A 25,019-nucleotide genomic window follows, 5' to 3' on the forward strand; every position below is an offset into this window, starting at 1 on the left:
CGTAGATGCCGATCCGGACCAACCGCGGCCGTGCCGCGGTCTACCGCAGGCTGTGGGGCTGGCCGCTGCGCTCCCCGCGGCACCTGGCCGCCTCGATCATCATCTTCGTGGTGGTGGTCGTCGCGCTCGGCGTGATCATCCCGAGGCTGCTCGACCGCACGCCCTCCGGCCAGAACACGGCCGCCCCGCCCTCGACGTCCGCGCAGGGGACGCAGGTGGGACAGCTGCCGTCCAGCGCCACCTCGCTGCCGACCAAGCAACCGGCGCCGTCCAACTCCGCGAAGGCGGCACCGCCTGCCGTCGACGCGCAGCTGACCGCCGAGCTGTGGGCGGAGAACTGGATCAAGCCGCCGCCGGGCAACGACGTCAACAAGTGGCTCAAGCAGCTCGAGGAGTACACGACCCCCGAGTTCCTCGCGCAGATGGCGACCATCGACCCGCGCAACGTCCCGAACAAGCTCACCGACAAGGTCAAGGCCGTGAAGTCGACGACGTCGTCGATCGACTACGTGGTCACCACCAACCTCGGCAAGGTGAGCATCACGGTGGTCAAGGCGCCTGAGGGCAAGTGGCTCGTGAACAGTTACACGAAGGCGGATTGACCCATGCGCGTGATGGTGGTGGTGGGAGCGCTGTTCGCGGTCGTCGTGGTCGCGGTGGCGACGTCGGGTGTCTCGCAGGTGGTCAGCAACTCCACCAACCCCGCAATCAACACCAACTTCGTCCGCATGAGCTGCAACGCGGCCATCGGCCCGTGGGAGGCCGGCGGCGGCGACAAGGGTCGTCACGACGCGTCGAGGCTCAACAACGAGCAGCGCAACATCGTCGCGCGGATCATCTCCGTCGGCCAGGAGCGCAAGCTGCCGCCGCTCGCGTGGCAGGTCGCGATCCAGGCGGGCATGACCGAGTCGGGCCTGCGCCCGCTCGACTACGGCGACCGCGACTCGCTCGGCATCTTCCAGATGCGCCCGTCGATGGGCTGGGGGTCGCCCGCCGAGGTGACCGACCCGACCTACGCGATCAACAAGTTCTACGACGTGCTGCTGAAGGTGCCGGACTGGGAGAACAAGCGGCCCGGTGACTCGGCGCAGGCGGTGGAGCGCTCGGCGTTCCCTGACCGGTACCACAACTGGGAGTCCATGGCGGCGTTCCTGCTCGGGGAGCTCGGCCAGATCAGCGACCCGGCCGGCTGCGGCGCCGGCGCGGGGGAGTTCCTGCTGGCCTCGAACGCCGCGGGCGTCGCGATCGGGTTCACCAAGGAGCAGCTCGGCGAGCCTTACCTGTGGGGCGGCAACGGCCCGGACGCGTGGGACTGCTCCGGCATCCTCGTGAAGGCGTTCGCGGCGGCCGGCGTGAAGATCCCGCGCGTGGCCAACGACCAGTACGAACAGGGCGGCGCCCACCTCCCGGTGCGCGACGCCCAGGCAGGTGACCTGATCTTCTGGGCGACCGACAGGTCGAACCCGCGCACTGTGCACCACGTGGGCATGTACCTCGGCGGTGACGAGTACATCCACGCGCCGCAGACGGGGGACGTGGTGAAGATCAGCAAGATCAACTGGGACTACTACGAGTTGATGCCGCTGGCCGTCCGGCCTGGCGTGTAGATCGCGGGGAGGCGCTTCATGTTCAACCACGACCCCATCCCGAGGCCTTCCGGACCGCCCGCGTCGAGCACACCAGTGCGTGACTACATGGCGGCCGGGGCTCCCGGTGTGTCGTCCGACTACGTGGTGATCCCGCGTGCGTTGGCCGAGTCGATGCCGCTGCCCTGGCAGCAGCACCTCATCCACCTGATGGCGGAGTTCCACCGCACGTACGGCCACCTGAAGTGGCCGATCTACCGGGTGGTGCCGTCGCGCTACGAGAAGCTCGGCGACCTCGACGAGGAACAGCTCGCCGAGGTGGGCGCGATCATGGAGATCGACTCCGACGGGTCCCTGGTCTACCGGGACCGCTCGGGACGCAAGATCGAGAACGCCGAGGACCGCACGGTGCTGGTCTCGTGTTTGGATCCGATCCCGTCGGAGTACGCCAACGCCAACCAGTCAACGCCGCCGAGGGGATTCCCGGCGCCGATGGGAGGCGAACGCGTATGAGCGACTCGAGTGGGTGGTTCTACTGCCTGACCCACCAGACGGTGGAGCACGGCAAGGGGTGCAAGGGGCCCGACCGCATGGGCCCGTACCCGGACGAGGCCACCGCGGCTCGTGCTCTGGAGATCGCCCGTGAGCGGACCCGGTCGGCCGACGAGGCCGACCGGAAGTACCGCGGTGAGGACGACTGACGACTTAGGGTGTGCGGGTGGCTTCGGTGATTCGCACTGGTCGTGCTGACCTTGCTTTTGACGGCGTTCGCGCCGAGTTCGGCCTGCCTTCGGCGTTTCCCGCCGCTGTGCTGGCTGAGGCTGAGGCGGCGGTCTCCCGTTCTCCTGGAGACCGCCCCGACCTCACCTCGTTGCCGCTGGTGACGATCGACCCGCCTGGCGCCAAGGATCTCGACCAGGCGCTTTGCGTGCTTCGCGAGGGCGACGGGTTCGTCGTGCACTACGCGATCGCGGACCTCGGGTTGTTCGTGACGCCTGGCGGTGCGTTGGACGCTGAGGTTCGGCGGCGGGGGCAGACTCATTATCTGCCTGATGGCAACGTGCCGTTGCATCCTCCTGTGTTGTCCGAGGGGGCTGCTTCGCTTCTGCCCGGGGTTGTCCGGCCTGCTGTGTTGTGGACTTTCGCTTGTGGGGCCGATGGGGTGCCTTCCGCCGTCGAGGTTCGGCGGGCGTTGGTCCGGTCTGTCGCCCAGTTCGACTACGCGTCTGTTCAGGCTTCCTTCGACGCTGGGTCGCCGCATCCTTCTGTTGCTGCTCTGGGTGAGTTCGGGCCGTTGCGGCGGAGGCTGGCCCTCGCGCGTGGGGCCATTGAGCTGCAGCTGCCCGAGCAGGAGATCGAGCCTGATTCCGGTGGGTGGAAGCTCGTTACCCGTCCTCGGGCTGAGGTCGACTCCTGGAACGCTGAGATCTCCTTGATGACCGGGATGGCCGCCGCGTCGATCATGTTGGAGGCTCGGGTCGGGATTTTGCGTACTTTGCCCGATCCGGACGCTTCTGCCGTGGAGTCGTTGCGGAAGTCTGCGGTGGCTTTGGGGGTCGACTGGCCTGCGGACCTGTCGGCCGGGGCGTTCCTCGCCGGGCTGGATGCTTCCACGCCTGAGGCGTTGGCGCTGTTCACCGATGCCACTCGGTTGTTGCGTGGTGCCGGGTACACGGCGTTTTCCGGTTCGGTTCCTGAGGTCGTGACCCATGCCGGCGTTGCCGCGCCGTACACGCATGTGACTGCGCCGTTGCGGCGGTTGGTGGATCGGTTCGCCACCGAGGTTTGTCTTGCTGTTTCTGCTGGGCAGGAGTTGCCGGGCTGGCTTTCGGAGGCCTTGCCGCAGTTGCCGTCGTTGATGGGGGCTTCGGATTCGCTCGCGTCGAAGGTGGAGCGGGCTTCTTTGGACCTCGTTGAGGCCTGGGTGCTGGCTGGGTCTGTTGGAGCGGAGTTCGAGGCTGTGGTTTTGCGGGCCGGGGATGAGGAGGCTGAGGTTTTTGTGGCCTCGCCTCCTGTGTTGGCGAAGTGTTCCGGGCCTCGGTTGCCTGAGGGGGAGCGGATTCGGGTTCGGCTGGTGGAGGCTGATCCCGTTGTGAGGCGGGTTCGGTTCGCGGCTGTTTGAGCGTTCCCCGGTTGCGTGCGGCTGGTTCCTGTTGGGTGCGTTCCCCAGGGGCTCTCCCCGGACCCCCGGCAACCTGATCGGGGGACCCCGCCGCTGGGAGCTCCGCTCGAGTGCTGCCGTGCTGCTCGCCTTCGGCTTCGTCGAGCGCAAGGTCACGTTGGTCCACCTGGGTGTGGTTTGTCGTGTGAAGATGCTGGGGTGACAGCATCGATTCGTGACCTCACCGTCGGCGTCCTGGGTGGCACTGGAGCTCAGGGACGAGGGCTTGCCATCCGCTGGGCTGCGGCTGGTGTCAAGGTGATCATCGGTTCTCGCAGCGCTGAGCGTGCCGGTGTGGCGGCCAAGGAGATCGTCGAGGTTGCCGGGGGTGACGTTCGGGGGGCTGACAACTCCGACTGCGCTGCCGACTCCGACATCGTCCTCGTCGCTGTGCCTTGGGACGGGCACGGTGACCTGCTCGGCTCTTTGCGGGACCAGTTGGCTGGGAAGATCGTCATCGACTGTGTGAACCCGCTCGGCTTTGACAAGCAGGGGCCCTTCGCGTTGCCCGTTGCCGAGGGCAGCGCTGCTCAGCAGGCTGAGTTGTTGTTGCCGGAGTCCCGGGTCACTGCTGCGTTCCACCACGTGTCCGCCGTGTTGCTGGCTGACCTCGGTGTGTCTGAAGTGGACATGGACGTGCTGGTGCTCGGGGACGATCGCGAGGCCACCGACACCGTTCGCGCGCTGGCTGAGCTGGTGCCAGGGTTCCGCGGGGTTTATGGCGGGCGGCTGCGCAACGCTCACCAGGTCGAGGCCTTCACGGCCAACCTCATCGCGGTCAACCGGCGGTACAAGACGCATGCCGGGCTCAAGATCACGGGTGTCTGATGCTTCCCGTTGACGACCTCGGTGAGCCGGTTCCGCTGGACCAGCCTCGGCGGGTGGTCAGTCTGGTGCCGTCCATCACCGAGGCCGTCGCGGTCAGCGTGCCAGGGGCGCTGGTGGGCGCTACCGACTTCTGCACGCATCCGTCCTCTTTGGATGTTGCTCGGGTCGGTGGGTCCAAGTACCCGGACGTGGAGAAGGTTCTCGCGTTGGAGCCGGATCTCGTCATCGCCAACTCCGAGGAGAACCGGGCCGAGGACGTTGACCGGTTGCGCGCCGACGGGGTTCGGGTGTGGGTGACCGAGGCACCTGCCACTGTGCCCATGGCGTTGAAGTCGTTGCGGCGGTTGTTCGGGCTTGCCTGGGATCTCGAGCCCGACTGGCTCGTTCGGGCGGAAGGGCTGTGGCGTGAGACCCGGCCGGCGACGCTCACCGCTGTTGTTCCTGTCTGGCGGCGGCCCTGGGTCGTGGTCGGGCGGGACACCTTCGCCACCGATGTGTTGCGGCGGCTGGGGATCGAGAACGTCTACGCCTCTCATGAGGAGCGGTATCCGCGGCCTGGTCTGCAGGAGCTGAACGATCGGCGGCCCGATCTTGTCGTTCTGCCTGACGAGCCGTATCTGTTCACCCACGAGGACGGGCCGGAGAGCTTTCCCGGGTTGCCTTACGTGCTGGTCAACGGGCGGCATCTGACCTGGTACGGGCCGTCGCTCGTGGAGGCTCGGGAGAGTCTCGAGCGAGCTCTCGGGTACGGCCGTGGTTGACCAACCGTGGGTGGATTCGCCGGGGCGTCGGCGCTGCCAGGATTCCCGGCCATGGGGAAACCAGCCGCGATCATCGCGACAGCCGCCGCTGCCGCCGCTCTCACCGCCGTTCCGGCTCATGCCGAACCGGTGGTCGTCTACCAGCTTGCCGGTACCACGCGCTGCCTCGCCGACACCGGCGCCAACGTGGTGCTCAGGCCGTGCGACGAGATCGCTGACGAGCAGCGGTGGATCGTTCCCATCAGCGGTGGGGTCGACTGGCCGCACAACATGGCCACCGACAGGTGCCTGTCTGCTACCAGCGCCGGTGACGTGCTCGGTCAGGCGTGCGGCTCCGGCGCCAACCAGCGTTGGCGCCGGGTGCCGTCCGGGTCGGCCTTCCAGTTCCGCAATGTGGGCACCAACAGGTGCCTCACGGCCACGGTGACGGTCGCCGCCTGCGCCACGTCCAGTGCGAAGTGGGTCGGCCTGCGTTAGTCGCGGAACCGGTCCGTCGCCTCCAGCAGTGCGGACAGGATGCCGGGCTCGTCGTAGGCGTGCCCGGCGTCCGGCACGATCACCAGCTCGGAGCCGGGCCAGGCCTTGTGCAGGTCCCAGGCCGAGACGGCGGGCGTGGCCATGTCGTACCGGCCCTGCACGATCACGCCCGGGATGTCCCTGAGGCGTGCGGCGTCGCGGATGAGCTGGCCTTCCTCGAACCAGCCGTTGTGGACGAAGTAGTGGTTCTCGATCCGGGCGAACGCCAGCGCGTACTCCGGCACGGCGAACTCCGCCACCAGTTCGGGGCGGGGCAGCAGCGTCACCGTCGCGCCCTCCCAGGTGCTCCACGCGACCGCCGCCGGGCCGTGCACGGCGGGGTCCGGGTCGGCCAGCAGCTTCGCGTACAGCTCGACCGGGTCGCCTTCCAGGCCGGCGATCGGCGCCAGGAACTTCTCCCACAGGTCGGGGAAGATGTTCGCCGTCCCGCCGCCGTAGTACCAGTCCATTTCGGACTTCCGCAGCGTGAAGATGCCGCGCAGCACCAGTTCGGAGACGCGGTCCGGGTGCTTCTCGGCGTAGGCCAGCGCCAGCGTCGAGCCCCACGAGCCGCCGAACACCTGCCACCGCTCGATGCCCAGCTCGGACCGCAGCTGTTCCATGTCGGCCACGAGGTGCCAGGTCGTGTTCGTCGACAGGTCGCCGGTCGTCGAGGCGTGCGGCAGCGAACGCCCGCAGCCGCGCTGGTCGAACAGGACGATCCGGTAGGCGGACGGGTCGAACAGGCGGCGGTGCGACGGCGAGCAGCCGCCGCCGGGACCGCCGTGCAGGAAGACCACGGGCTTGCCGTCGGGGTTGCCGCACTCCTCCCAGTACACGAGGTTGCCGTCACCGGTTTCCAGGTGGCCTGACGCGTGGGGCTCGATCTCCGGGTACATGGGCCTATCGTCGGACACATGGCCCAGTTCATGAAGGAGACGTCGGCCACCGGCGCGTTCGTCCGGCAGGCCAACCGCTTCACCGCACGTCCGGAGCCCGAACCCGGCCGCTACCGGCTCGTGGTGAGCCTCGCGTGCCCGTGGGCGCACCGCGCGGTCATCGTCCGCAAGCTGCTCGGTCTCGAGGACGCCATCTCGCTCGCCGTCGTCGACCCCATCCGCGACGAGAAGGGCTGGCGCTTCGCCGGGACGGACCCGGTCCTGGGCATCGACTTCCTCGAGGAGGCCTACGTCAGGGCCGACGAGCACTTCGAGGGCCGCGTCACCGTTCCCGCCCTGGTCGACACCACGACCGGCGGTGTCGTGACCAACGACTACCCGCAGATCACCCTGGACCTCAGCCTGAAGTGGCGCCCGGAGAGCACCCTCTACCCGGAGCACCTGCGCGACGAGATCGACGCCTGGATCGAGCCGATCTTCCACAACGTCAACAACGGCGTCTACAAGGCCGGTTTCGCCACGTCACAGGAGGCCTACGAGGAGGCGTACACCGCCCTGTTCGCCGAGCTCGACCGCATCGAGGCGCACCTCGGCGGTCACGGGTTCCTCGTCGGAAACCAGCTCACCGAGGCCGACATCCGGCTCTGGACCACGCTCGTGCGGTTCGACGCCGTCTACCACGGCCACTTCAAGTGCAACCGGAACAAGCTCACCGAGATGCCGAACCTGTGGGCGTACGCGAAACGGCTGTACGCGCGGTTCGGCGACACGGTGAACTGGGACCACATCAAGCGCCATTACTACGTGACGCACCACCAGATCAACCCGGCCGGGATCGTGCCGGCGGGTCCGGACCCGGAGGTCTGGACCCGCTAGACCGGACGATCAGTGGAAGGTGTGCTCGGGGCCGGGGAACTGCTGGCCGCGCACCTCGTTGGCGAACTCGGTGGCCGCGCCGAGCATGATCTCGGCGAGGTTGGCGTAGCGCTTGACGAAGCGCGGGCCCTTGCCGCGGCGCAGACCCATCATGTCCTGCCACACCAGCACCTGGGCGTCGGTGTCCGGGCCGGCGCCGATGCCTACGGTCGGGATGACCAGGTCGTGCGTGATCTGCTTGGCGACCTCGGCGGTCACCATCTCCAGCACGACCGCGAACGCGCCCGCCTCCTGCACCGCCAGCGCGTCCTGCAGCACGACGTCGTGGTTCTCGTGACGGCCCTGCACGCGGTAGCCGCCGAGCTGGTGCTCGGACTGCGGGGTGAAGCCGATGTGCGCCATGACCGGGATGCCCGCGGCCGTGATCGCGCGGATGTGCGGCGCGAAGTAGGCGCCGCCCTCCAGCTTGACCGCGTGCGCCTGGCCTTCCTTCATGAACCGGACGGCCGTCGCGACGGCCTGCTCCACCGACACCTGGTACGAGCCGAACGGCAGGTCGGCGACCACGAGAGAACGACGCGTCGAGCGCGTCACGGCGCGTACGAGCGGCACGAGCTCGTCGACGGTCACGGGCAGAGAGGTCTCGTGGCCGTAGACGTTGTTCGAGGCGGAGTCACCGACGAGGAGAACGGGGATGCCCGCCTCGTCGAAGATCTCGGCGGTGTACATGTCGTACGCGGTGAGCATGGGCCACGGCTCGCCGCGCTCCTTCATCTCACGCAGGTGGTGAACGCGAACCCGCTTGGCCGGGGGCTTCTGGCCCGCACCGGAGCCGTAGGGCGCGGAAACTTCGGCAGTGGTCATCGTCGACCGGTCCTTTCCTCGAGGCCCACGTGTGCGGGTCCCCGGGCGTTTGGTGCACGGTTGCCGAACACCAGGGTGGCACTGCTGGCCGGAAACGGAACGAAGATGCGGCTACCGTCACACGCGTGGCAGCACGAATCACTGAGCTTGTACTGGACTGCACCGATCCCGAACGCCTCGCCGCCTTCTGGGGAGAGGTCCTGGGCTACGAGGTGCTCGGCCGTGACGACGAGTCGGTGGAGATCGGGCCACCGGACAAGCGCACGACCCTGCTGTTCCTGCGCACCCCCGACCGCAAGCTGCAGAAGCTCCGCCTGCACATCGACGTGACCGCCACCGACCGGGGGCAGGACGAGGAGCTGGAGCGTCTGCTGGCGCTCGGCGCCACGCGCGTCGACATCGGCCAGGGCGACGCGAGCTGGTACGTGCTCGCGGACCCGGAAGGCAACGAGTTCTGCCTGCTCAGCGGTCGGGTAGACCCCTGAGCGCCTCCCGGACGGCCATGACCACGGCGTCCGGCCGGTCCATCTGAATCATGTGCCGACTGCCGGGCACCGGCACGTTGCGCCCCCACGGCACGAGGGCGGCCAACGAGCGGTGCTCCGGCCAGATCTTCCGTCCGGCCGTGAGCACCAGGAACGGCACACGAGGTAACGGCCGGCGCTTCCGCAGCCGTTCCAGCGTCGCCACCTGGCCGGGGTACGACGCCAGCTCCCACAACGCCGCCCGCCCGACACCGGGCCGCCGGTAGACGAGCTCGACCAGGTCGGCGGGGGCGGGATCGGTCACCCCGAGCGTCGAGGCCGCTGTGAGCCAGTTCCGGAACGAGTGCCCGAACCGGCGCGTGGCGCGGGCGCCGAGCCAGCGGCTGCCGACCGCCCGCAGACCCTGCGCGAGCACCGCCGCGACGTCGAACGGCGCTCCCGCGCCCGGTGTCTCCGTGTCCGGGTCGAGCAGCACGACGCCGTCGACCCGGTGCGGTCGCAGCCGGGCGTAGGCCTCGACGTGCAGAGATGCCATCGAGTGCCCGACCAGGACCGCTTTCGGGATCCCGCGCAGCACCGCGTCCAGCACCGCCACCTCCCGCGCCAGGGACGGTCCACGGCGCGCGGGACCGCTCAGGCCCAGGCCGGGCCGGTCGAACACGATCACCCGTGCCAGTGGTTCCAGCAACCGCACTGTCCGGTCCCAGTCGAACCACGCCCCGCCGAGGCCGGAGCTGAGCACGACGACGGGGTGGTCGACACGCCCGGAGGAGGCGGCATGCACCCGCCCGGCCGAAGACGGGATCATGGCCGACATCGGCAGACCCCGGGAGTTGATGTGGTACCGGCGTGGAAGTGGAAGACCGCGCGCACGATCGCGACGGTCGTGCAGCTGGCCGGAGTGCTGTCGCTGCTGCGGGTGGTGCTGCCGGAGGACAGCTGGTTCACCGACGTCGCGGACGCCATCGGGTACTTCTTCGGCCTGCCGATCGACGGCAACCTCTTCATCGCCATGGTGTTCTTCGTGCTCGGCGCGGCCCTGCGCAGGCACAAGCGGGCGGCGCTGTGGGCGCTGCTGCTGTTCCAGGTCGTGGGTCTGGTGCTGGTCGGCTTCATCATGGTCATCCTGGCCCTGGCACCTGAAGAAGTCCTGGACCCGGACGAGCAACCGCACTGGGCGTTTCTCGGCGCCGGGTTCACGACCTCGGTGCTGTTCGTGGTGCTGCTGTACGCGGTGCGCGAGGCGTTCCCCGCACGGCTGGCGCGCGGCGCGTGGAGGCAAGCGCTTGCGTCGTTCGTAGTGGGCATGCTCGCACTGGTCGCGGCCGGGTGGGGACTCACCGGGTTCTTCCCCGGCGGCCTGGTCGAGCAGACCGACAAGCTCGCGTGGGCGGCGAACCAGGCGACGGGTGAGGTCGTCCGGCTCGGGCGGCTCGACATCCCCGAGGGCCCGCAGTGGCTGAGCGTGGTCCTGGGCCTGCTCGGCACGCTCGTCGCGATCCGCGCCCTGTACGTGTTCTTCCGCGGCGTGCGGACCCAGAACATGATCACCGCCGACCAGGAGCTCGACGTGCGCCGGCTGCTCGCGGCCGACGGCGAACCGGACTCGCTGGGCTACTTCGCGACCAGGCGCGACAAGAGCGTGGTCTTCGCGGCGTCCGGGCGCGCGGCGCTGACGTACCGGGTGATCGGCGGCGTCACGCTGGCGTCGGCGGACCCGATCGGCGACGAGGAGGCCTGGCCGGAGGCCGTGCTGGCGTGGCTGTCCGAGGCGCGGACGTACGGCTGGATGCCGGGCGTGCTCGGCGCGTCCGAACGCGGCGCGCAGGTGTACTCCGACGCCGGGCTCAAGGCGCTGGAGATCGGCGACGAGGCGATCCTCGACGTCCGCGAGTTCAACCTGGCCGGTCCGGAACGGCGAGGCCTGCGCCAGGCCGTGTCCCGGGTCGAGCGCGCCGGGTACACCGCGCGGGTCCGCCGGCACAGCGAGATCACGCCGGACGAGATGGCGTCCATCCTGGACCTGGCGGAGGCGTGGCGGGGCGCCGAGACCGAGCGCGGGTTCTCGATGGCGTTGGGGCGCCTGGGAGATCCGGGCGACGGCCGGTGCGTGATGGTCGAGGCCTACGACGCGTCGGGTGCTCTGCGCGGCCTGCTGTCGTTCGTGCCGTGGGGCCGTCGTGGTGTGTCGCTCGACCTGATGCGACGCGACCGGGCGGCGGAGAACGGCCTGAACGAGTACATGGTCGCCCAGCTCGCGGGCGCCGCCGGACACCTCGGCGTGCACCGGATCTCGTTGAACTTCGCGATGTTCCGCGCGGTGTTCGAGGAGGGCGAGAAGATCGGCGCGGGACCGGTGCTGCGGGCGTGGCGGCGGGTGCTGTCGCTCGCGTCGCGGTTCTTCCAGCTGGAGTCGCTGTACCGCTCGAACGCCAAGTACCTGCCCGACTGGGAGCCGCGTTTCTTCTGCTACGAGCGCTCCCGGTCGCTGCCACGCGTCAGCATCGCGGCCGGTGTCGCGGAGGGGTTCGTGCCGTCGCTGCGGTCGTTGCGCAAGCGGGCGTTGCAGAAGGCGGACGTCAGCGACGACTTCGCGGCGAAGGTCGCCGAGATCGACGCGATCCGGGTCGAACCGAAGGCCGTGCGGCGTCCCGAGCAGGTCCGGGTGCGGATCGCGAAGGTCGAACGGCTGGTGTCCCGGGGCATCGACCCGTACCCCGTGGGGTTCGAGCGCACGGACCTCCTCGCCGGGGCGCGGGAACGGTTCGGCGAGGACGTCTCCGTCACCGGGCGGGTGGTGGCGCTGCGGGAGATGGGCAAGCTCTGCTTCGCGCGGATCCGGGACTTCAGCGGCGAGATCCAGCTGATGCTGTCGGCCGACACCCTCGGCGCCGCGCTGGCGTCGTGGAAGTCGGACGTGGACCTGGGCGACCACGTCGGCGTGACCGGGCAGGTGGTCAAGTCCGACCACGGCGAGATCTCGGTGCTGGCGTCGTCGTGGACGATGACGGCGAAGTGCCTGCACCCGTTGCCGGACAAGCGGAAGGGCTTCACCGACCCGGAGGCCCGCGTCCGCCAGCGCTACCTCGACCTGGTGGTGAACCCGGACTCGGCGGCGCTGCTGAAGCTGCGCAGCGACGTCATCCGCAGCGTGCGGGAGTTCCTGCACGCGCAGGCGTACCTCGAGGTCGAGACGCCGATGCTGCAGGCGGTGCACGGCGGCGCGAACGCCCGCCCGTTCGTCACGCACATCAACGCCTACGACATGCGGATGTACCTGCGGATCGCACCGGAGCTGTACCTGAAACGGCTGTGCGTCGCGGGCGTGGACCGGGTGTTCGAGCTGAACCGCAACTTCCGCAACGAGGGCGCGGACGCCACCCACAACCCCGAGTTCACGATGCTGGAGGCCTACCAGTCCTACGCGGACTACCGGGTCATGCTCGACCTGGTGCGCACGCTGGTCCAGCACGCGGCGCGGGAGGCGTTCGGCACCGAGGTCGCCGTGCGCCCGGAGGGACCGTTCGACATCTCGGGGGACTGGCCGATCGTCCCCGTCTACACGGCGGTGTCGTCGGCCTTGGACGCTTCCGTCACGCCGGACACGTCCGTCGCGCAGCTGCGGTCACTGCTGTCCGCCCGCGGCGTCGAGATCAACGACGACTGGGACCACGGCCAGCTGGTGCAGGAGGCCTACGACTCGTTCGTCGAGCCCTCCACGGTCGGGCCGACGTTCTACATCGACTTCCCGACCTCCGTGTCACCGCTGACCCGGCAGCACCGCGACGACCCGCGCCTGGCCGAACGCTGGGACCTGGTGGCGTTCGGCGCGGAGATCGGCACGGCCTACTCGGAGCTGACCGACCCGCTGGAGCAGCGGCGACGGCTGGAGGCGCAGTCGCTGAAGGCCGCGTCCGGCGACGTCGAGGCGATGGAGCTGGACGAGGACTTCCTGCGGGCGCTGGAGCACGGCATGCCGCCGACGGGCGGGCTCGGCATGGGCGTGGACCGGTTGCTGATGATGCTGACGGGCACGTCGATCCGGCAGACGGTGCTGTTCCCGTTCGTGCGGCCCCAGTAATTGCAGATACTTCGGTGGTAGGGCTGTCGAAGTGTGCGAAATCGCACCATGACCGAGGTGCGGGAGTGGGGCCAGGTGGGCGAGCGGGTACGCGATGCCCGGATCGGTGCTGGTCTCTCGCAAGCGGAACTGGGTGCTGCCCTGTCGCTCGACCGCACCATGATCGCGAAGATCGAGGCCGGGACGCGCAAGGTGGACGCGCTGGAGCTGACCAGGCTCGCGGCCGCACTGGACGTCCCCTTGGACTACTTCCTCCACAGCGCTCCACCGGTGTTGTCCCGACGCGCCGAGTTGAGTGAGGACACCGCCACGGATGCGGGCCGCCAGGCGTTCCGCTTGGAAGCGCGCCTGGAGGCCTGGGCGCGAGATGTTCAGCAGCTCATCGACCTCGGGACGTTGTCGCGTCGGACGCCGTACCGCTATGAGGGCGTTGTCGCGACCGAGGACGATGCGAGGCGCGTTGCGTTGCAGATCAGGCGAGACGCGGACCTCGCTCTTGAGCCGATCCACACGGTGATGGATCTGTGCGAGAAGGCCGGACAGTACGTGCTCGTCACCGACCTGCCAGGTGACGGCGCATCCATGGTGGTGGGCGACGACCTCGCTGTCGCCGTCGTCAGCCGGTCGGTGGACCCGGGGCGTCGGCGAGCGACCGCGGCACATGAGCTCGGACACATGGTTCTCGGAGACCCGTACTCCAACGACATAGGGGTGCACGCATCCCTTCGCGACCGAGAAGCGGTGGTCGACGCGTTCGCGGCTGAGTTGCTCCTGCCTTCCGACGTGGTGGCGAAGGTGAACGGACGGCAGGAACTCGTCGAGCTGGCGGCCCGCTACCGCACGTCGTGGTCATTGGCGACTCGTCAGGCTCAGCTGGTGGAGGTCGTCGACGCGGCCGAGGCTCGCCGGTTGAGGCAGCGGACACCGACCAAGGCGGAGCTGATGGACGCGGTCGGCTGGGCTCCCCAACCTGACCTCGATTCCGTCCGGGTACCCCGCGACTACGCCAAGGCGGTGATGGAAGCCTGGAAGCGCGACATGCTGACGTCGTCGCGCGTGGTCGAGCTCATGCACGGCCAGGTTGTCGAGAGCGACCTGCCGGTTGTTCCTGACGACGAAGTCGCGCCATGACGGCGAACAAGCCGCTGGTCCTCGACACCATGTGTCTGTCGCACTTCGCGCTGATCGAACGACTTGATGTGCTCGGCGACCTCCTGAGCGGCCGGGGTTGCTGGACAACGGCGGTCGTCAAGGACGAGATCAGCCGCGGTGTCGAGAGCTACCCGCTGCTCCGCAACGCGCTCGACCTGCCGTGGCTTCACGTCGAGGCCTTGGATGAATCCACGAGATCCAACTCTTCGCGAAGTGGTCGAGGGCGATCGGCACCTCGGACCGCGATCATGGAGAAGCAAGCGTCTTCGCCGCCAGCGAGGTGCTCGGCGGTATCGCGCTGACAGACGACCGACAGGCGAGCAAGGTGGCGCGCGCGAACGGACTCGAGGTGCACGGCACCATCTGGTTGTTCGCCCGACTGTGTCGTGACGGCAAGCTTTCCGAGGCGGCCGCGGGCAACCTCATCGACATGCTGCGTGGCAGTGAGATGAGGTTGCCTTGCACGGGCTCGGGGTTCCCCGCCTATGCGAGAAGCGCCGGTCTGCTCTGACCGCGGTCGATCCGGCAGACCGTGCTCTTCCCCTTGTGCAGCAACGAATCTCAGTGGTCCAGGTAGGCGAGCACGGCCTGCACCCGGCGGTCACCCGTGCCGTCCTCACCGTTGAGCCCGAGCTTGAGGAACACGTTGCCGATGTGCTTGTGAACGGCACCCGCGCTGATGACGAGACGTTCGCCGATGGCCGCGTTGGACCGCCCCTCGGCCATCAGTCCGAGGACCTCGCGCTCACGGGGTGACAGGACGCTGAGCGCGTCGTCCGCCCGGCGCCGCACCAGCAGCTGCGACACGACCTCGGGGTCGAGCGCCGTGCCGCCGTTCGCGACGCGGTGCAGCGAGTCGAGGAAGTCCGCGACCTTGCCGACGCGTTCCTTGAGCAGGTAGCCGACGCCGCCGTTGGCGCCGGCCAGCAGTTCGTGCGCGTAGCTCTGCTCGACCCACGCGCTGAGCACCAGCACGGCCAGTTTCGGGTGCCTGCGCCGTGCCTCGACGGCGGCCCGCAGGCCTTCGTCGGTGAACGTCGGCGGCATCCGCACGTCGACGACGGCGATGTCCGGCTGGTGTTCGGCGACGGCTTCCAGGAAGTCGTCCGGGTTGTCCGTCGCCGCCGCTACCTCGATGCCTTCGTTGCGCAGCAACAACGTCAGCCCTTCGCGGAGCAGGGCGTCGTCTTCGGCGATCACGATGCGCATTGGTCACTTCCCCATCGGTAGCTCGACGGTGAGCACGGTAGGGCCACCCTCGGGACTGCTCACGTCCGCGGTGCCGTCGAGCGCCGCGACCCTGCCGCGGATGCCGTCCAGCCCTGTTCCCCGCTTCTCGTCGGCGCCGCCCTTGCCGTCGTCGTGGACCATGACGACGAGCTTGTCGTCGTTCACACCGAGACTGACCCACGCGTGCCTGGCACCGCTGTGCTTGGCCACGTTCGTGAGCGCCTCGGCCACCGCGAAGTACGCGGCCGCCTCCACCGCGGCCGGCATCCGTCCCAGGTGCTCGGCGGTGAGCACGCACGGCACCGGGCACCGGGCCGCCAACGCCTGGATCGCCCCGTCCAGTCCCAGGTCCTCCAGCACGGGCGGGTGGATGCTCCGCACGACGTTGCGCAGCTCCTCGAGCGCGTCACCCGCCGCGTCCTGCGCCCTGAGCAGCGCCTGCAACGCGTTGTCGGGGTTCTGCTTGAGCGTCCGTTCCGCGATGCCGAGCATCATGACGACGCCGACCAGCTTGTTCTGCGTGCCGTCGTGCAGGTTCCGCTCGATGCGCCGCAGCTCGGCCCCGTGCGCGTTCAACGCCGCGGCCCGCGTGGCAACGACCTCGGCCAGCCGCTTCTCCAGCGAGGCCTTCGGCGGCGACAGCATCTTCCGAGCCCACTTCGCGTCGAGGTCCGCCAGCCGCGGGAGCTGGGTGAGGAGCAGCGCGAGCACGATCGCGATCGGCACGCTCAGGAACGCCTTCGGCCACGAGTCGACGCGGAGGCCGAAGGAGTTCTCGACACCACCCGGGATGAACCACCAGGTCAGGAACGCGAACGGCTGCTGGAGGAGCGCCCCGGAGACACCGATGGCGACCGCCCCGGACAACGTCCCGACCAGGGCGTGCGTGATCAGCCAGATCCCGTCCCGCCGGCTGTCCGGATCGGCCAGCACCCGTTGCGCCCGGTGCAGCCACGGTCCGTCGAGCGGCGGAGGCGACGGGATCTCGACACCGGCGTAACGCGCGAGCCGCCGCCGGTCGAAGTCCACGATCCGACGCAGGTACGGCGCGGTGACGGGCAGCAACGGCAGGACGACCACGGACAGCAGGAACACGCCGACCGAAAGCCACGACAAGATGGCCGTCAGCAGCCCTGTCGCCAGGTAGACGAACGCCGCCCAGATCCGTTTCATGAGTGAAAACGTAGCCGGGCGGGTCGCGGTCGCGCGGTGGAGCAGGCTCCACTCCTGCGGGTGAAGGGGGCGTCAGCCCTCGCGCCACCCGTTGGTGATCGGCAGCCGCCGGTCCCGCCCGAACGCCTTGTTCGAGATCTTCGTGCCCGGCGGGTACTGGCGGCGCTTGTACTCGGCCTTGTCCACCATCCGCAGCACCCGGTCCACCAGTTCCGGCTCGTGCCCGGCGGCCAGCAGGTCGTCGTACCCGCGGTCGCAGTGGACGTAGTCGTCCAGCAGGCGGTCGAGCACCTCGTAGTCCGGCAGCGAGTCGCTGTCGACCTGGCCGGGGCGCAGCTCGGCCGACGGCGGCTTCGAGATCGAGTTCTCCGGGATCGGCGGGGTCTCGCCGCGCTTCTCCGCCTCGGCGTTGCGCCACCGGGCGAGGTCCCAGACCAGCGTCTTCAGCACGTCCTTGATCGGCGCGTACCCGCCCACGGCGTCGCCGTAGATCGTCGAGTAGCCGACGGCGAGCTCGGACTTGTTGCCGGTCGCGAGGACGAGGTGGCCGTGCTGGTTCGACAGCGCCATCAGCAGCATGCCGCGGCACCGGGCCTGGATGTTCTCCTCGGCCAGGCCGGTCAGCTCCAGCTGCGAGACGTACACCGACACCATCTCGCCGATGGGCTCGGTCGTGAAGTGCAGGCCGGTCCGCGCGGCCATGTCGGAGGCATCCGAACGCGAGTGCTCCGACGAGTACGACGACGGCATCGAGACGCCGTAGACCGCGTCGGCACCGAGAGCGTCCACGGCCAGTGCGGCCACCACGGCGGAGTCGATGCCACCGGACAGACCGAGCACCACGGACCGGAAGCCGTTCTTGTGCACGTAGTCGCGCAGACCGGTCACCAGCGCGTGCCACACCTCTGCCTCGTCCGACAGCGGCTCGAACACGCGCGGCGCGGGCAACGGCTCGTACGCGGGCACGGCCTCCGACAGGGACACACGGCGCACGTAGAAGTCACCGATCTGGCCCTGCTCGTACGACCCGCCACCGGGCAGGTCGAAGTCCACGACCATCAGGTGCTCGACGAACTGCGGCGCGCGCCCGACCAGCTGACCGTCGGCGTCCACCACCAGCGAGTCGCCGTCGAACACCAGCTCGTCCTGGCCGCCGACGAGGTTGCAGTAGGCGAGCGGCGCGTGTGCCTCGGCCGCCCGGCGGGCCACCAGCGGCAGCCGCTGGTCGTCCTTGTCGCGCTCGTACGGCGACGCGTTCGGCGAGACCACCAGGTCGACGCCGGCGTCACCGAGGGCGGTGATCGGGCCGCCGTCCTGCCACAGGTCCTCGCAGATCACCATGCCGACCTCGACACCGTTGATCCGCACGACGTCCAGGGAGGAACCGGGCTTGAAGTACCGCCGCTCGTCGAACACGCCGTAGTTGGGCAGGTGGTGCTTCGACTGCCGCGCCACGACCCGCCCGCCGGACAGCACGGCCGCCGCGTTGCGCGGGCCGACCGAGTCGTGCTCCAGGTACCCGACGACCGCGGCGACGTCCCCGAGGCCCGCGTCGTCCAGCGACACCGCCAGCGCCTCCAGCGCCTCGGCGGACGCCCGCGCGAACGACGTGCGGATCGCGAGGTCCTCGACCGGGTAGCCGGTCAGCACCATCTCGGGGAAGACGACGAGGTGCGCGCCGCCTTCACGGGCTTTGCGCGTCCATTCCACGACCAGAGAAGCGTTGCCCTTGAGATCGCCCACAGTGGCGTTGACCTGGGCGAGCGCGATCCGAAGCTGCGGCATGCCTTCATCATCTCCCATACCATCGGGCCGTGCCCCGTCTCTTGAGCGTGTTGCTCGTCATTCCGCTGCTCGCGTCCTGCACGTCGGTCATCGAGGGAGGCGCGAAGCCGGGCGTCTCCCTCGAGAAGGCCGGTCCGGCCGGCACCGTCCCCGCCGGGCTGGAGAAGTTCTACGGCCAGCAGCTCGGCTGGCAGGAGTGCGCGTCGTTCGCCACGACCGGGTCGAGCCGCCAGGCGTACGGCAGCAAGCGCGACGTCGAGTGCACCCGCGTCCAGGTCCCCCTCGACTACGCCAAACCCGACGGGGACACGATCACGATCGGCGCGCTCCGCCTCAAGGCGACCGGGCAGAAGATCGGCTCTTTGCTGATCAACCCCGGCGGCCCCGGCGCGTCCGGCATGGCGGCCGCCGCGGGCATGGTCGCGGACTACCGCAAGACCGACCTCGGGAAGCGGTTCGACCTCGTCGGCTTCGACCCGAGGGGCATCGGCGCGAGCGAGCCGGCGGTCCGGTGCCTCACCGGACAGGAGCGCGACGCGGAGCGTCTGGACCTCGATCTGGACACGAGCCCGGCCGGAATCGCCCAAACGGAGCAAGAGAACAAGGCGTATGCCGACAAGTGTGCCGCCGGTACAAAATTCGGGGCTTCAATGCTCGCCAACTTGGGCACGCGGGACGTAGTTAAGGACATGGATGTCCTTCGCTCTGCGCTCGGCGACGCGAAGCTGAGCTATGTCGGCTACTCGTACGGCACCCGCATAGGCACCGAGTACGCCGAGACCTTCCCCCAGAACGTGCGCGCGCTCGTCCTCGACGGTGCCGTCGACCCGGCTCAGGACCCGCTCGCGTCGCTGGTCGCCCAGGCCGCGGGCTTCCAGAAGGCGTTCGACGAGTTCGTGAAGTGGTGCCGTGAGAAGGGCGACTGCCCGCTCTCCGATGACGCCAACACGAGCTTCCGCAACCTCACGACACCGTTGATCCAGAAGCCGGTCGACGTCGGCGACCGCAAGCTCTCCTACAACGACGCCATCACGGCGACGATCCAGGCGCTGTACTCGGAGCAGCTGTGGCCGGTCCTGCTCAACGGCCTCACGGAGCTGAGGAACGGCAAGGGCCGGGTGCTGCTCGCCCTGGCCGACGCCTACTACGACCGCGACGACCAGGGCCAGTACTCGACCATCACGGACGCGTTCAGCGCCGTGCACTGCGTCGACGACCCACGGCTGACGGACAAGAACGCGTTGTTGGAGGCCGCGAAGGCGTACAAGGCCGCGGCGCCGTTCCTCGACGACGGCAACCCGCCCGGCGCGGCGCTCGACTCGTGCGCGTTCTGGCCCGCGCCGGTGACGGCCCGCACCGACCCGCCCAAGGCCGACGGCATCCCGCCGCTGCTGGTCATCTCCACGACCGGTGACCCCGCCACGCCGTACCAGGCGGGCGTGAACCTGGCCAAGGCGCTCAACTCGCGGCTGCTCACGTTCGAGGGCGTGCAGCACACGGTCTTCCTGCAGGGTGAGAAGTGCGTGGACGACGCCGGCGTGAAGTACCTGATCGACCAGACCCTGCCCGCCGACGGAACCCGGTGCGCCTAATGACGAAGAGGCGATCCCGAGTCACCGCGGCCCTGTTCGCCTTGATCATCGTGCTCGGCACTTCCACGTCGTTCGCCCGCATCGACGGCTCGCCCGTCGCCGCGCGCAAGGGACTCGAACGCTTCTACGGGCAGACGTTGTCGTGGGGTGCGTGCCAGCCCTACGCGACCGATGCGAAGAGCAAGACCCTGTTCGAGCGCGAGGGCATCCAGTGCGCGCGTCTGCAGGTCCCGCTCGACTACGAGAGGCCGGACATCGGCACGATCACCGTCGGGCTGTTGCGCAGGCCCGCCGTCGAGCAGGGACGACGGGTCGGCTCGCTGGTGGTGAACCCCGGTGGTCCCGGCGGTTCGGGCATGGCGCACGTCGCGAACATGCAGGCGGGCAACCCGGTCGCCAAGCGGTTCGACGTGGTGGGCTTCGACCCGCGCGGCGTCGGCGCGAGCCAGCCCCGCGTGCAGTGCCTGACCGACGCCGAACGCGACGCGCAACGGCTCCGCCCCAAGGGCGAGACCGCGAACGCCGTGGAGTCCGAGAACAGGTTCTTCGTCGAGAAGTGCGCCCAGCGCAGCGGCATCGACCTCCTGCGCAACGTCGGCACGCGGGACGTCGTGCGTGACGTCGACGTGCTGCGCGCCGCGTTGGGGGAGAAGAAGCTGAGCTACCTCGGCTACTCCTACGGCACGCGTCTCGGCACGTTGTACGCGGAGATGTTCCCTCGCAACGTGCGCGCGATGGTGCTCGACGGCGCGGTGGAGGTCGACGGCGACAAGGTGGCGGCGTCGGCACGTCAGGCGCAGGGCTTCGAGGAGTCGTTCGAGCGCTTCGCGGGCTGGTGCGCCCAACGCGACTGTCCCATCGGCACGGACACGAAGACCGCCGAGTCGAAGTTCCGGCAGATGATCGAACCGCTCAAGAAGACCCCGCTGCAGGTCGGCGACCGCAGGCTGTCCCACTCGGACGCGAATACCGCCATCATCCAGGCGATGTACACGGACCGGTTGTGGGAGACCGCGCTCAAGGGCCTGCAGGAGCTGCGGCAGAACAGGGGCACCACCCTGCTGCAACTCGCCGACCAGTACCTCGGCCGCGCCCAGGACGGCACCTACAGCCGCATCCAGGACGCGTTCGTGGCCATCCGCTGCGTCGACGAGCCCCCGGTCAAGGACCGCGCCACCCTGGAGTCCAACCGTCGGAGGCTGTTGGAACTGCTGGGCAACGACACCGTCCCGACCGACGAGACCGCGCTCGGCCCGTGCGCGTTCTGGCCGGCCCCGCACACGTCGGAACCACATCCGCCGGCGGTGAAGGGCCTGCCGCAGGTGCTGGTGGTCTCGACGACCGGTGACCCGGCGACGCCCTACCAGTCCGGCGTGGACCTCGCGAAGGCGATGGGCGCGCGTCTGCTGACGTACAACGGCAACCAGCACACGGCGTTCCTCGCGGGCATCGGCTGCGTGGACGGCGTGGGCACGAACTACCTGGTGGACCTGAGACTGCCCGAGACCGACGCGGTCTGCTGACGCCGGGAAGGCAGGAGGACCGACCCCAGCGCTCCGAGCGCGCAGATCACCGACGTGATCAGGAAGATCTCGTGGTACTCGGTGAGCAGCGCCTCGGTGAGCCCGCGCTGGTAGGCGGCCATCTGCCGCTGGAACTCAGCGGGTTCGACGCCGAACGGCAGCGGCGTGTTCAAGTCTGCCGTCAGCTCGCGGAAGCGGTGCAGTCCCCACGCGGACAGCGCCGCCACACCCACGAGCATCCCCGCCATGCGCGCGACGACGACGAACGCCGACGCCACGCCGTGACGCACGGCGGGCACCACACGCAGCACAGCACCGGACAACGGCGCGATGACCAGGCCCAGCCCGAAACCGGCGATGGCCAGGTCACGCGTGAGCACCCCACCGCTGACATCCGCGGGCCACTGCGCGATGAACACGTACGACACCGACGCGATCGCGAGCCCGCCGAAGGCCACCCAGCGGTCGCCGAGCCGTGACGCGAGGAAACCGCCCAGGACAGCGCCCACGGGCAGGGCGATCAGGAAGCGCGTGAGCAGAGTCGCCGCGGCCGCCGAGTCCCTGCGCAACACGGTCTGCGCGAACAGCTCCACGTCCACAAGCGTCACCATCAACGCCGCACCGGCCGCGAGAGAGACGCCGAGCACGGCCCAGAACGGCCGCCACCGCACGCCTTCCGGGTCGATCAGCCCGGCTTTCGCACGCCGTTCCCACACGAAGAACCCGGCGAGGACCACGAACGCCGCGATGAGCGCAGGCCAGCCCCACGACGGCAGAACGGACTCGGCGGGTGTCGGGTTGTAGAGAGCGACCACCAACAACGACAACGCAAGCGCGAGCAGTACGCCACCCACGACGTCGATGCGGACCTCGCGCCGTGTGTTCGGCACGCTCCGTTGCACGATCACCATCGCGACGACCGCCAACGGTACGTTGACCCAGAACACCCACCGCCAGCTCTGCGGCTCCCACGCCTCGAACAACGGCATCGCGTTGAACAGCGACGCGACGCCGATCCCGTACAGCGTGCCGAGCACCGACCCCAGCTCCTGGGCCGCCCCCACGGTCCCCAGCGCCGACGACCGCCGGTCCTCCTCCCACAGGTCCGCGACCAGAGCCATCGTGACCGGCAGCAACGCGCCACCGGCCAGGCCCTGCACCACCCGCCCGGCGACGAGCAGCGGCACGTCACCCGCCAGCGCCGTGACCACCGACCCGACGAGGAACCCGAGCAGCGACACCTGCAGGACGAACCGCCGCCCCAGCCGGTCCGACAGCTGCCCGAGCAACGGCATCCCGGCCACGTACCCGAGCAGGTAGCCGGTGACGATCGGCGTCGCCTGCTCCAGCTCGTTCACCGCGATGCCGAGATCGCGCACCATGTCCGTGAGGACACCGACGACGACATACGCGTCGAGGGCCCCCAGCAGCACGGCCGCGCCGGACGCGGCGAGAGCGACCCGTCTCATCCCGCGGGGGCCGTGACCGTGACGGCCTTGTCGAAGTCGGCCAGCCCGATGTCGACCTTCTGCCCACCGGGCAGCTCGAACAGCGCGCTCTTGAGCAACTTGTCCCCACCGATCGAGAACGTCGACTTCACGTCCGCGGAGATGCCCGGCACCAGCCCGGCCGCCACGTCCTTCGGCACCGTCGCCTCGACCACCGACACGTCACCGGACGACTTCGTCTTCGCGTCCTTCGCACTGGCCAGGACCTTGGCCACGCCCTTGTCCGGGTTCAGGATCGCGGACGGGTCGTACACCTGGCCCGCGAACGCCGCCGGCAGCTTCGTGAACCCGCCGGTCGGGCCCTTGAAGTACAGGTTCCCCCCGGTCAGCACGTACTCGACCGACAGCAGCTGCCCGCCGAACGTGACCTTCGCGGTGCCCTTCGAGTCACCGGCGGAGGTGAGGTCGCCGTCGGCGTCCTTCACCGGCACGTCCGGGAGCTCGCCGTCCACCTTGATCGTGAAGTGGACGGTCTTCACCGAGCGCATCGACCCGGCCGACTCGGAGAGCACCGTCGCACCGTCGGGGAGATCTCCACCGGACGTGCAGCTCGTGAGCAGGGCGAGTGCGCAAACCAACAACCAACGGGCGGACATGCGTTGATCGTAGAGAGTCCCGGCTGTGTCAAATGCCGCCTCCGCTGAGAAAGGTACGTCGGCGGGCCTTAAGCTGCCGCACATGGACCGCCAGCAGGAGTTCGTGCTCCGCACCCTAGAGGAACGCGACATCCGGTTCGTCCGGCTGTGGTTCACCGACGTCCTGGGCTTCCTCAAGTCCGTGGCGGTCGCCCCGGCCGAGCTGGAGGGCGCCTTCAGCGAGGGCATCGGCTTCGACGGCTCCGCGATCGAGGGCTTCGCGCGCGTGTACGAGTCGGACATGGTGGCCAAGCCGGACCCCTCGACGTTCCAGGTGCTGCCCTGGCAGACGCCGGACAAGAGCAACTACTCGGCGCGGATGTTCTGCGACATCACCATGCCCGACGGCTCGCCGTCGTGGGCGGACCCGAGGCACGTCCTGCGCCGCACCCTGGCGAAGGCCAGCGAGGCGGGCTTCACCTGCTACGTGCACCCCGAGATGGAGTTCTTCCTGCTCAAGAGCCTCCCCGACGACGGGAGCGAGCCCACCCCGGCGGACAACGGCGGGTTCTTCGACCAGACCAGCCACGAGACCGCCACGCACTTCCGCCGGCACGCCATCGAGGCGCTGGAGGCGATGGGCATCTCGGTGGAGTTCAGCCACCACGAGGGCGCGCCCGGCCAGCAGGAGATCGACCTGCGCTACGCCGACGCGCTCACCCTGGCCGACAACGTGATGACGTTCCGGTACCTGGTGAAGGAGGTCGCGATCACCCAGGGGGTGCGCGCCTCGTTCATGCCCAAGCCGTTCACCGACCAGCCCGGCAGCGGCATGCACACGCACGTCAGCCTGTTCGAGGGCGACCGCAACGCGTTCTACGACGCCGAGGACCCCTACCAGCTCTCCGAGACCGGCAAGGCGTTCGTCGCGGGCCTGCTCAAGCACGCGCGCGAGATCTCCGGCGTCACCAACCAGTGGGTCAACTCCTACAAGCGGCTGATCGTCGGCGGCGAGGCGCCCACGGCGGTGTGCTGGGGCCACGCGAACCGGTCCGCGCTGGTGCGCGTGCCGATGTACTCGCCGGGCAAGTCGTCGTCCCGCCGGGTGGAGATCCGGTCGCTCGACTCGGCGTGCAACCCGTACCTGGCCTACGCGGTGATACTGGCCGCCGGCCTGAAGGGCATCGAGAAGGGCTACGAGCTGCCGCCGCCCGCCGAGGACGACGTGTGGTCGCTGACCGATCGCGAACGGCGGGCAGCCGGGTACGACAACCTGCCGCAGAACCTCGGCGAGGCCCTCACCGAGATGGAGAACTCGGAGCTGCTGCCAGAGGCTTTGGGCGAGCACGTCTACGACTTCTTCCTGCGCAACAAGAGGACGGAGTGGGACGCGTACCGGCGTAGCGTCACCCCGTACGAGTTGC

24 protein-coding genes are annotated in these 25,019 nt (G+C 69.2%); 16 read left to right on the forward strand and 8 right to left on the reverse strand.

The window, feature by feature from the left end; all coding sequences use genetic code 11:
* The first annotated feature begins 5 nt into the window (after positions 1–5).
* From VM306_RS12985 to VM306_RS13020, 8 genes are all read left to right on the forward strand, one after another.
* Positions 6–602, forward strand: coding sequence for a hypothetical protein (locus tag VM306_RS12985; protein ID WP_325514592.1), 597 nt, complete (start codon positions 6–8; stop codon positions 600–602).
* A 3-nt stretch (positions 603–605) separates the two neighbouring features.
* Entirely contained in the window at positions 606–1,607 is a 1,002-nt protein-coding gene (locus VM306_RS12990; protein ID WP_325514595.1) for a C40 family peptidase, read from the forward strand.
* An 18-nt stretch (positions 1,608–1,625) separates the two neighbouring features.
* Positions 1,626–2,099 (forward strand): hypothetical protein, encoded by a 474-nt coding sequence (locus VM306_RS12995; RefSeq protein WP_325514597.1) that lies wholly within the window; start codon positions 1,626–1,628, stop codon positions 2,097–2,099.
* Complete coding sequence (locus VM306_RS13000) at positions 2,096–2,287, forward strand: hypothetical protein (RefSeq protein WP_325514599.1); 192 nt, start codon at positions 2,096–2,098, stop codon at positions 2,285–2,287. Before VM306_RS12995 ends, VM306_RS13000 begins: the two co-directional genes overlap by 4 nt.
* 26 nt (positions 2,288–2,313) lie before the next feature.
* Positions 2,314–3,708 carry an RNB domain-containing ribonuclease gene (locus VM306_RS13005; protein ID WP_414672369.1) on the forward strand — a complete coding sequence of 465 codons (1,395 nt, stop codon included), beginning with the start codon at positions 2,314–2,316 and terminating at the stop codon, positions 3,706–3,708.
* A gap of 198 nt (positions 3,709–3,906) precedes the next feature.
* A complete protein-coding gene (gene npdG, locus VM306_RS13010; RefSeq protein WP_325514603.1) occupies positions 3,907–4,575 on the forward strand; it encodes an NADPH-dependent F420 reductase in 669 nt (222 codons plus the stop codon).
* Positions 4,575–5,336 carry a helical backbone metal receptor gene (locus VM306_RS13015; protein ID WP_325514605.1) on the forward strand — a complete coding sequence of 254 codons (762 nt, stop codon included), beginning with the start codon at positions 4,575–4,577 and terminating at the stop codon, positions 5,334–5,336. Before npdG ends, VM306_RS13015 begins: the two co-directional genes overlap by 1 nt.
* Before the next feature lie 51 nt (positions 5,337–5,387).
* Entirely contained in the window at positions 5,388–5,813 is a 426-nt protein-coding gene (locus VM306_RS13020) for an RICIN domain-containing protein (protein ID WP_325514607.1), read from the forward strand.
* Here the strand turns inward: VM306_RS13020 and pip are convergent.
* Entirely contained in the window at positions 5,810–6,751 is a 942-nt protein-coding gene (gene pip / locus VM306_RS13025) for a prolyl aminopeptidase (RefSeq protein ID WP_325514609.1), read from the reverse strand. The two genes, VM306_RS13020 and pip, sit on opposite strands and share 4 nt — an antisense overlap.
* Positions 6,752–6,769: 18 nt before the next feature.
* Here pip and VM306_RS13030 point away from each other — a divergent pair, with 18 nt between their 5' ends.
* Positions 6,770–7,627, forward strand: a complete 858-nt coding sequence (locus VM306_RS13030; RefSeq protein WP_325514611.1) for a glutathione S-transferase family protein — start codon at positions 6,770–6,772, stop codon at positions 7,625–7,627.
* A gap of 9 nt (positions 7,628–7,636) precedes the next feature.
* Here the strand turns inward: VM306_RS13030 and panB are convergent, their stop codons facing one another.
* Positions 7,637–8,491: a 3-methyl-2-oxobutanoate hydroxymethyltransferase gene (gene panB / locus VM306_RS13035; RefSeq protein WP_325514613.1), complete on the reverse strand. Its 855-nt coding sequence runs from the start codon at positions 8,489–8,491 to the stop codon at positions 7,637–7,639.
* Positions 8,492–8,616: 125 nt separating this feature from the next.
* Between panB and VM306_RS13040 the strand changes: the two genes are divergently transcribed.
* A complete protein-coding gene (locus VM306_RS13040) occupies positions 8,617–8,976 on the forward strand; it encodes a VOC family protein (protein WP_325514615.1) in 360 nt (119 codons plus the stop codon).
* Here VM306_RS13040 and VM306_RS13045 read toward each other — a convergent pair.
* On the reverse strand, positions 8,954–9,793 hold the full coding sequence (locus tag VM306_RS13045; protein WP_325514617.1) for an alpha/beta hydrolase: 840 nt from the start codon (positions 9,791–9,793) through the stop codon (positions 8,954–8,956). The two genes, VM306_RS13040 and VM306_RS13045, sit on opposite strands and share 23 nt — an antisense overlap.
* Here VM306_RS13045 and lysX point away from each other — a divergent pair.
* From lysX to VM306_RS13060, 3 genes are read left to right on the forward strand one after another with little or no spacing between them, the layout of a single operon-like run.
* Positions 9,755–13,057, forward strand: a complete 3,303-nt coding sequence (gene lysX, locus VM306_RS13050) for a bifunctional lysylphosphatidylglycerol synthetase/lysine--tRNA ligase LysX (RefSeq protein ID WP_414672368.1) — start codon at positions 9,755–9,757, stop codon at positions 13,055–13,057. The two genes, VM306_RS13045 and lysX, sit on opposite strands and share 39 nt — an antisense overlap.
* A gap of 48 nt (positions 13,058–13,105) precedes the next feature.
* Positions 13,106–14,188 carry an XRE family transcriptional regulator gene (locus VM306_RS13055; RefSeq protein ID WP_325514621.1) on the forward strand — a complete coding sequence of 361 codons (1,083 nt, stop codon included), beginning with the start codon at positions 13,106–13,108 and terminating at the stop codon, positions 14,186–14,188.
* Entirely contained in the window at positions 14,185–14,511 is a 327-nt protein-coding gene (locus tag VM306_RS13060; protein WP_325514623.1) for a hypothetical protein, read from the forward strand. The genes VM306_RS13055 and VM306_RS13060 overlap by 4 nt, the downstream gene beginning before the upstream one ends.
* Positions 14,512–14,770: 259 nt before the next feature.
* Here the strand turns inward: VM306_RS13060 and VM306_RS13065 are convergent, their stop codons facing one another.
* The 3 genes from VM306_RS13065 to VM306_RS13075 form a co-directional block, all read right to left on the reverse strand.
* A complete protein-coding gene (locus tag VM306_RS13065) occupies positions 14,771–15,418 on the reverse strand; it encodes a response regulator transcription factor (RefSeq protein ID WP_325514625.1) in 648 nt (215 codons plus the stop codon).
* Between the two features lie 3 nt (positions 15,419–15,421).
* Positions 15,422–16,612 (reverse strand): sensor histidine kinase, encoded by a 1,191-nt coding sequence (locus VM306_RS13070; protein WP_325514627.1) that lies wholly within the window; start codon positions 16,610–16,612, stop codon positions 15,422–15,424.
* A gap of 72 nt (positions 16,613–16,684) precedes the next feature.
* Positions 16,685–18,397, reverse strand: a complete 1,713-nt coding sequence (locus VM306_RS13075) for an NAD+ synthase (protein ID WP_325514629.1) — start codon at positions 18,395–18,397, stop codon at positions 16,685–16,687.
* Between the two features lie 29 nt (positions 18,398–18,426).
* Here VM306_RS13075 and VM306_RS13080 point away from each other — a divergent pair, with 29 nt between their 5' ends.
* On the forward strand, positions 18,427–19,989 hold the full coding sequence (locus tag VM306_RS13080) for an alpha/beta hydrolase (protein ID WP_325514631.1): 1,563 nt from the start codon (positions 18,427–18,429) through the stop codon (positions 19,987–19,989).
* Positions 19,989–21,512 (forward strand): alpha/beta hydrolase, encoded by a 1,524-nt coding sequence (locus tag VM306_RS13085; RefSeq protein ID WP_325514633.1) that lies wholly within the window; start codon positions 19,989–19,991, stop codon positions 21,510–21,512. Before VM306_RS13080 ends, VM306_RS13085 begins: the two co-directional genes overlap by 1 nt.
* Here VM306_RS13085 and VM306_RS13090 read toward each other — a convergent pair.
* Positions 21,467–22,981, reverse strand: a complete 1,515-nt coding sequence (locus VM306_RS13090) for an MFS transporter (protein WP_325514635.1) — start codon at positions 22,979–22,981, stop codon at positions 21,467–21,469. The genes VM306_RS13085 and VM306_RS13090 overlap by 46 nt on opposite strands.
* On the reverse strand, positions 22,978–23,616 hold the full coding sequence (locus VM306_RS13095; protein WP_325514637.1) for an LppX_LprAFG lipoprotein: 639 nt from the start codon (positions 23,614–23,616) through the stop codon (positions 22,978–22,980). The genes VM306_RS13090 and VM306_RS13095 overlap by 4 nt, the downstream gene beginning before the upstream one ends.
* An 82-nt stretch (positions 23,617–23,698) precedes the next feature.
* Here VM306_RS13095 and VM306_RS13100 point away from each other — a divergent pair.
* Positions 23,699–25,019 (forward strand): glutamine synthetase family protein (locus VM306_RS13100; RefSeq protein WP_325514639.1); only part of this gene is annotated, 1,321 nt, incomplete at its 3' end.

This window comes from Lentzea sp. (assembly GCF_035525475.1).
Classification (GTDB): Bacteria; Actinomycetota; Actinomycetes; order Mycobacteriales; family Pseudonocardiaceae; genus Lentzea.

Bases quoted from the DNA above. Each gene is read 5' to 3' on its own strand.
- VM306_RS12985 (WP_325514592.1), top strand. From the start codon at position 6: ATGCCGATCCGGACCAACCGCGGCCGTGCCGCGGTCTACCGCAGGCTG.
- VM306_RS13000 (WP_325514599.1), top strand. From the start codon at position 2,096: ATGAGCGACTCGAGTGGGTGGTTCTACTGCCTGACCCACCAGACGGTG.
- VM306_RS13070 (WP_325514627.1), bottom strand. From the start codon at position 16,612: ATGAAACGGATCTGGGCGGCGTTCGTCTACCTGGCGACAGGGCTGCTG.
- VM306_RS13065 (WP_325514625.1), bottom strand. From the start codon at position 15,418: ATGCGCATCGTGATCGCCGAAGACGACGCCCTGCTCCGCGAAGGGCTG.
- VM306_RS13090 (WP_325514635.1), bottom strand. From the start codon at position 22,981: ATGAGACGGGTCGCTCTCGCCGCGTCCGGCGCGGCCGTGCTGCTGGGG.
- panB (WP_325514613.1), bottom strand. From the start codon at position 8,491: ATGACCACTGCCGAAGTTTCCGCGCCCTACGGCTCCGGTGCGGGCCAG.
- lysX (WP_414672368.1), top strand. From the start codon at position 9,755: ATGCACCCGCCCGGCCGAAGACGGGATCATGGCCGACATCGGCAGACC.
- VM306_RS13085 (WP_325514633.1), top strand. From the start codon at position 19,989: ATGACGAAGAGGCGATCCCGAGTCACCGCGGCCCTGTTCGCCTTGATC.
- VM306_RS12990 (WP_325514595.1), top strand. From the start codon at position 606: ATGCGCGTGATGGTGGTGGTGGGAGCGCTGTTCGCGGTCGTCGTGGTC.
- VM306_RS13030 (WP_325514611.1), top strand. From the start codon at position 6,770: ATGGCCCAGTTCATGAAGGAGACGTCGGCCACCGGCGCGTTCGTCCGG.
- pip (WP_325514609.1), bottom strand. From the start codon at position 6,751: ATGTACCCGGAGATCGAGCCCCACGCGTCAGGCCACCTGGAAACCGGT.
- VM306_RS13055 (WP_325514621.1), top strand. From the start codon at position 13,106: ATGACCGAGGTGCGGGAGTGGGGCCAGGTGGGCGAGCGGGTACGCGAT.
- VM306_RS13015 (WP_325514605.1), top strand. From the start codon at position 4,575: ATGCTTCCCGTTGACGACCTCGGTGAGCCGGTTCCGCTGGACCAGCCT.
- VM306_RS13075 (WP_325514629.1), bottom strand. From the start codon at position 18,397: ATGCCGCAGCTTCGGATCGCGCTCGCCCAGGTCAACGCCACTGTGGGC.
- VM306_RS12995 (WP_325514597.1), top strand. From the start codon at position 1,626: ATGTTCAACCACGACCCCATCCCGAGGCCTTCCGGACCGCCCGCGTCG.
- VM306_RS13045 (WP_325514617.1), bottom strand. From the start codon at position 9,793: ATGTCGGCCATGATCCCGTCTTCGGCCGGGCGGGTGCATGCCGCCTCC.
- VM306_RS13060 (WP_325514623.1), top strand. From the start codon at position 14,185: ATGACGGCGAACAAGCCGCTGGTCCTCGACACCATGTGTCTGTCGCAC.
- VM306_RS13020 (WP_325514607.1), top strand. From the start codon at position 5,388: ATGGGGAAACCAGCCGCGATCATCGCGACAGCCGCCGCTGCCGCCGCT.
- VM306_RS13095 (WP_325514637.1), bottom strand. From the start codon at position 23,616: ATGTCCGCCCGTTGGTTGTTGGTTTGCGCACTCGCCCTGCTCACGAGC.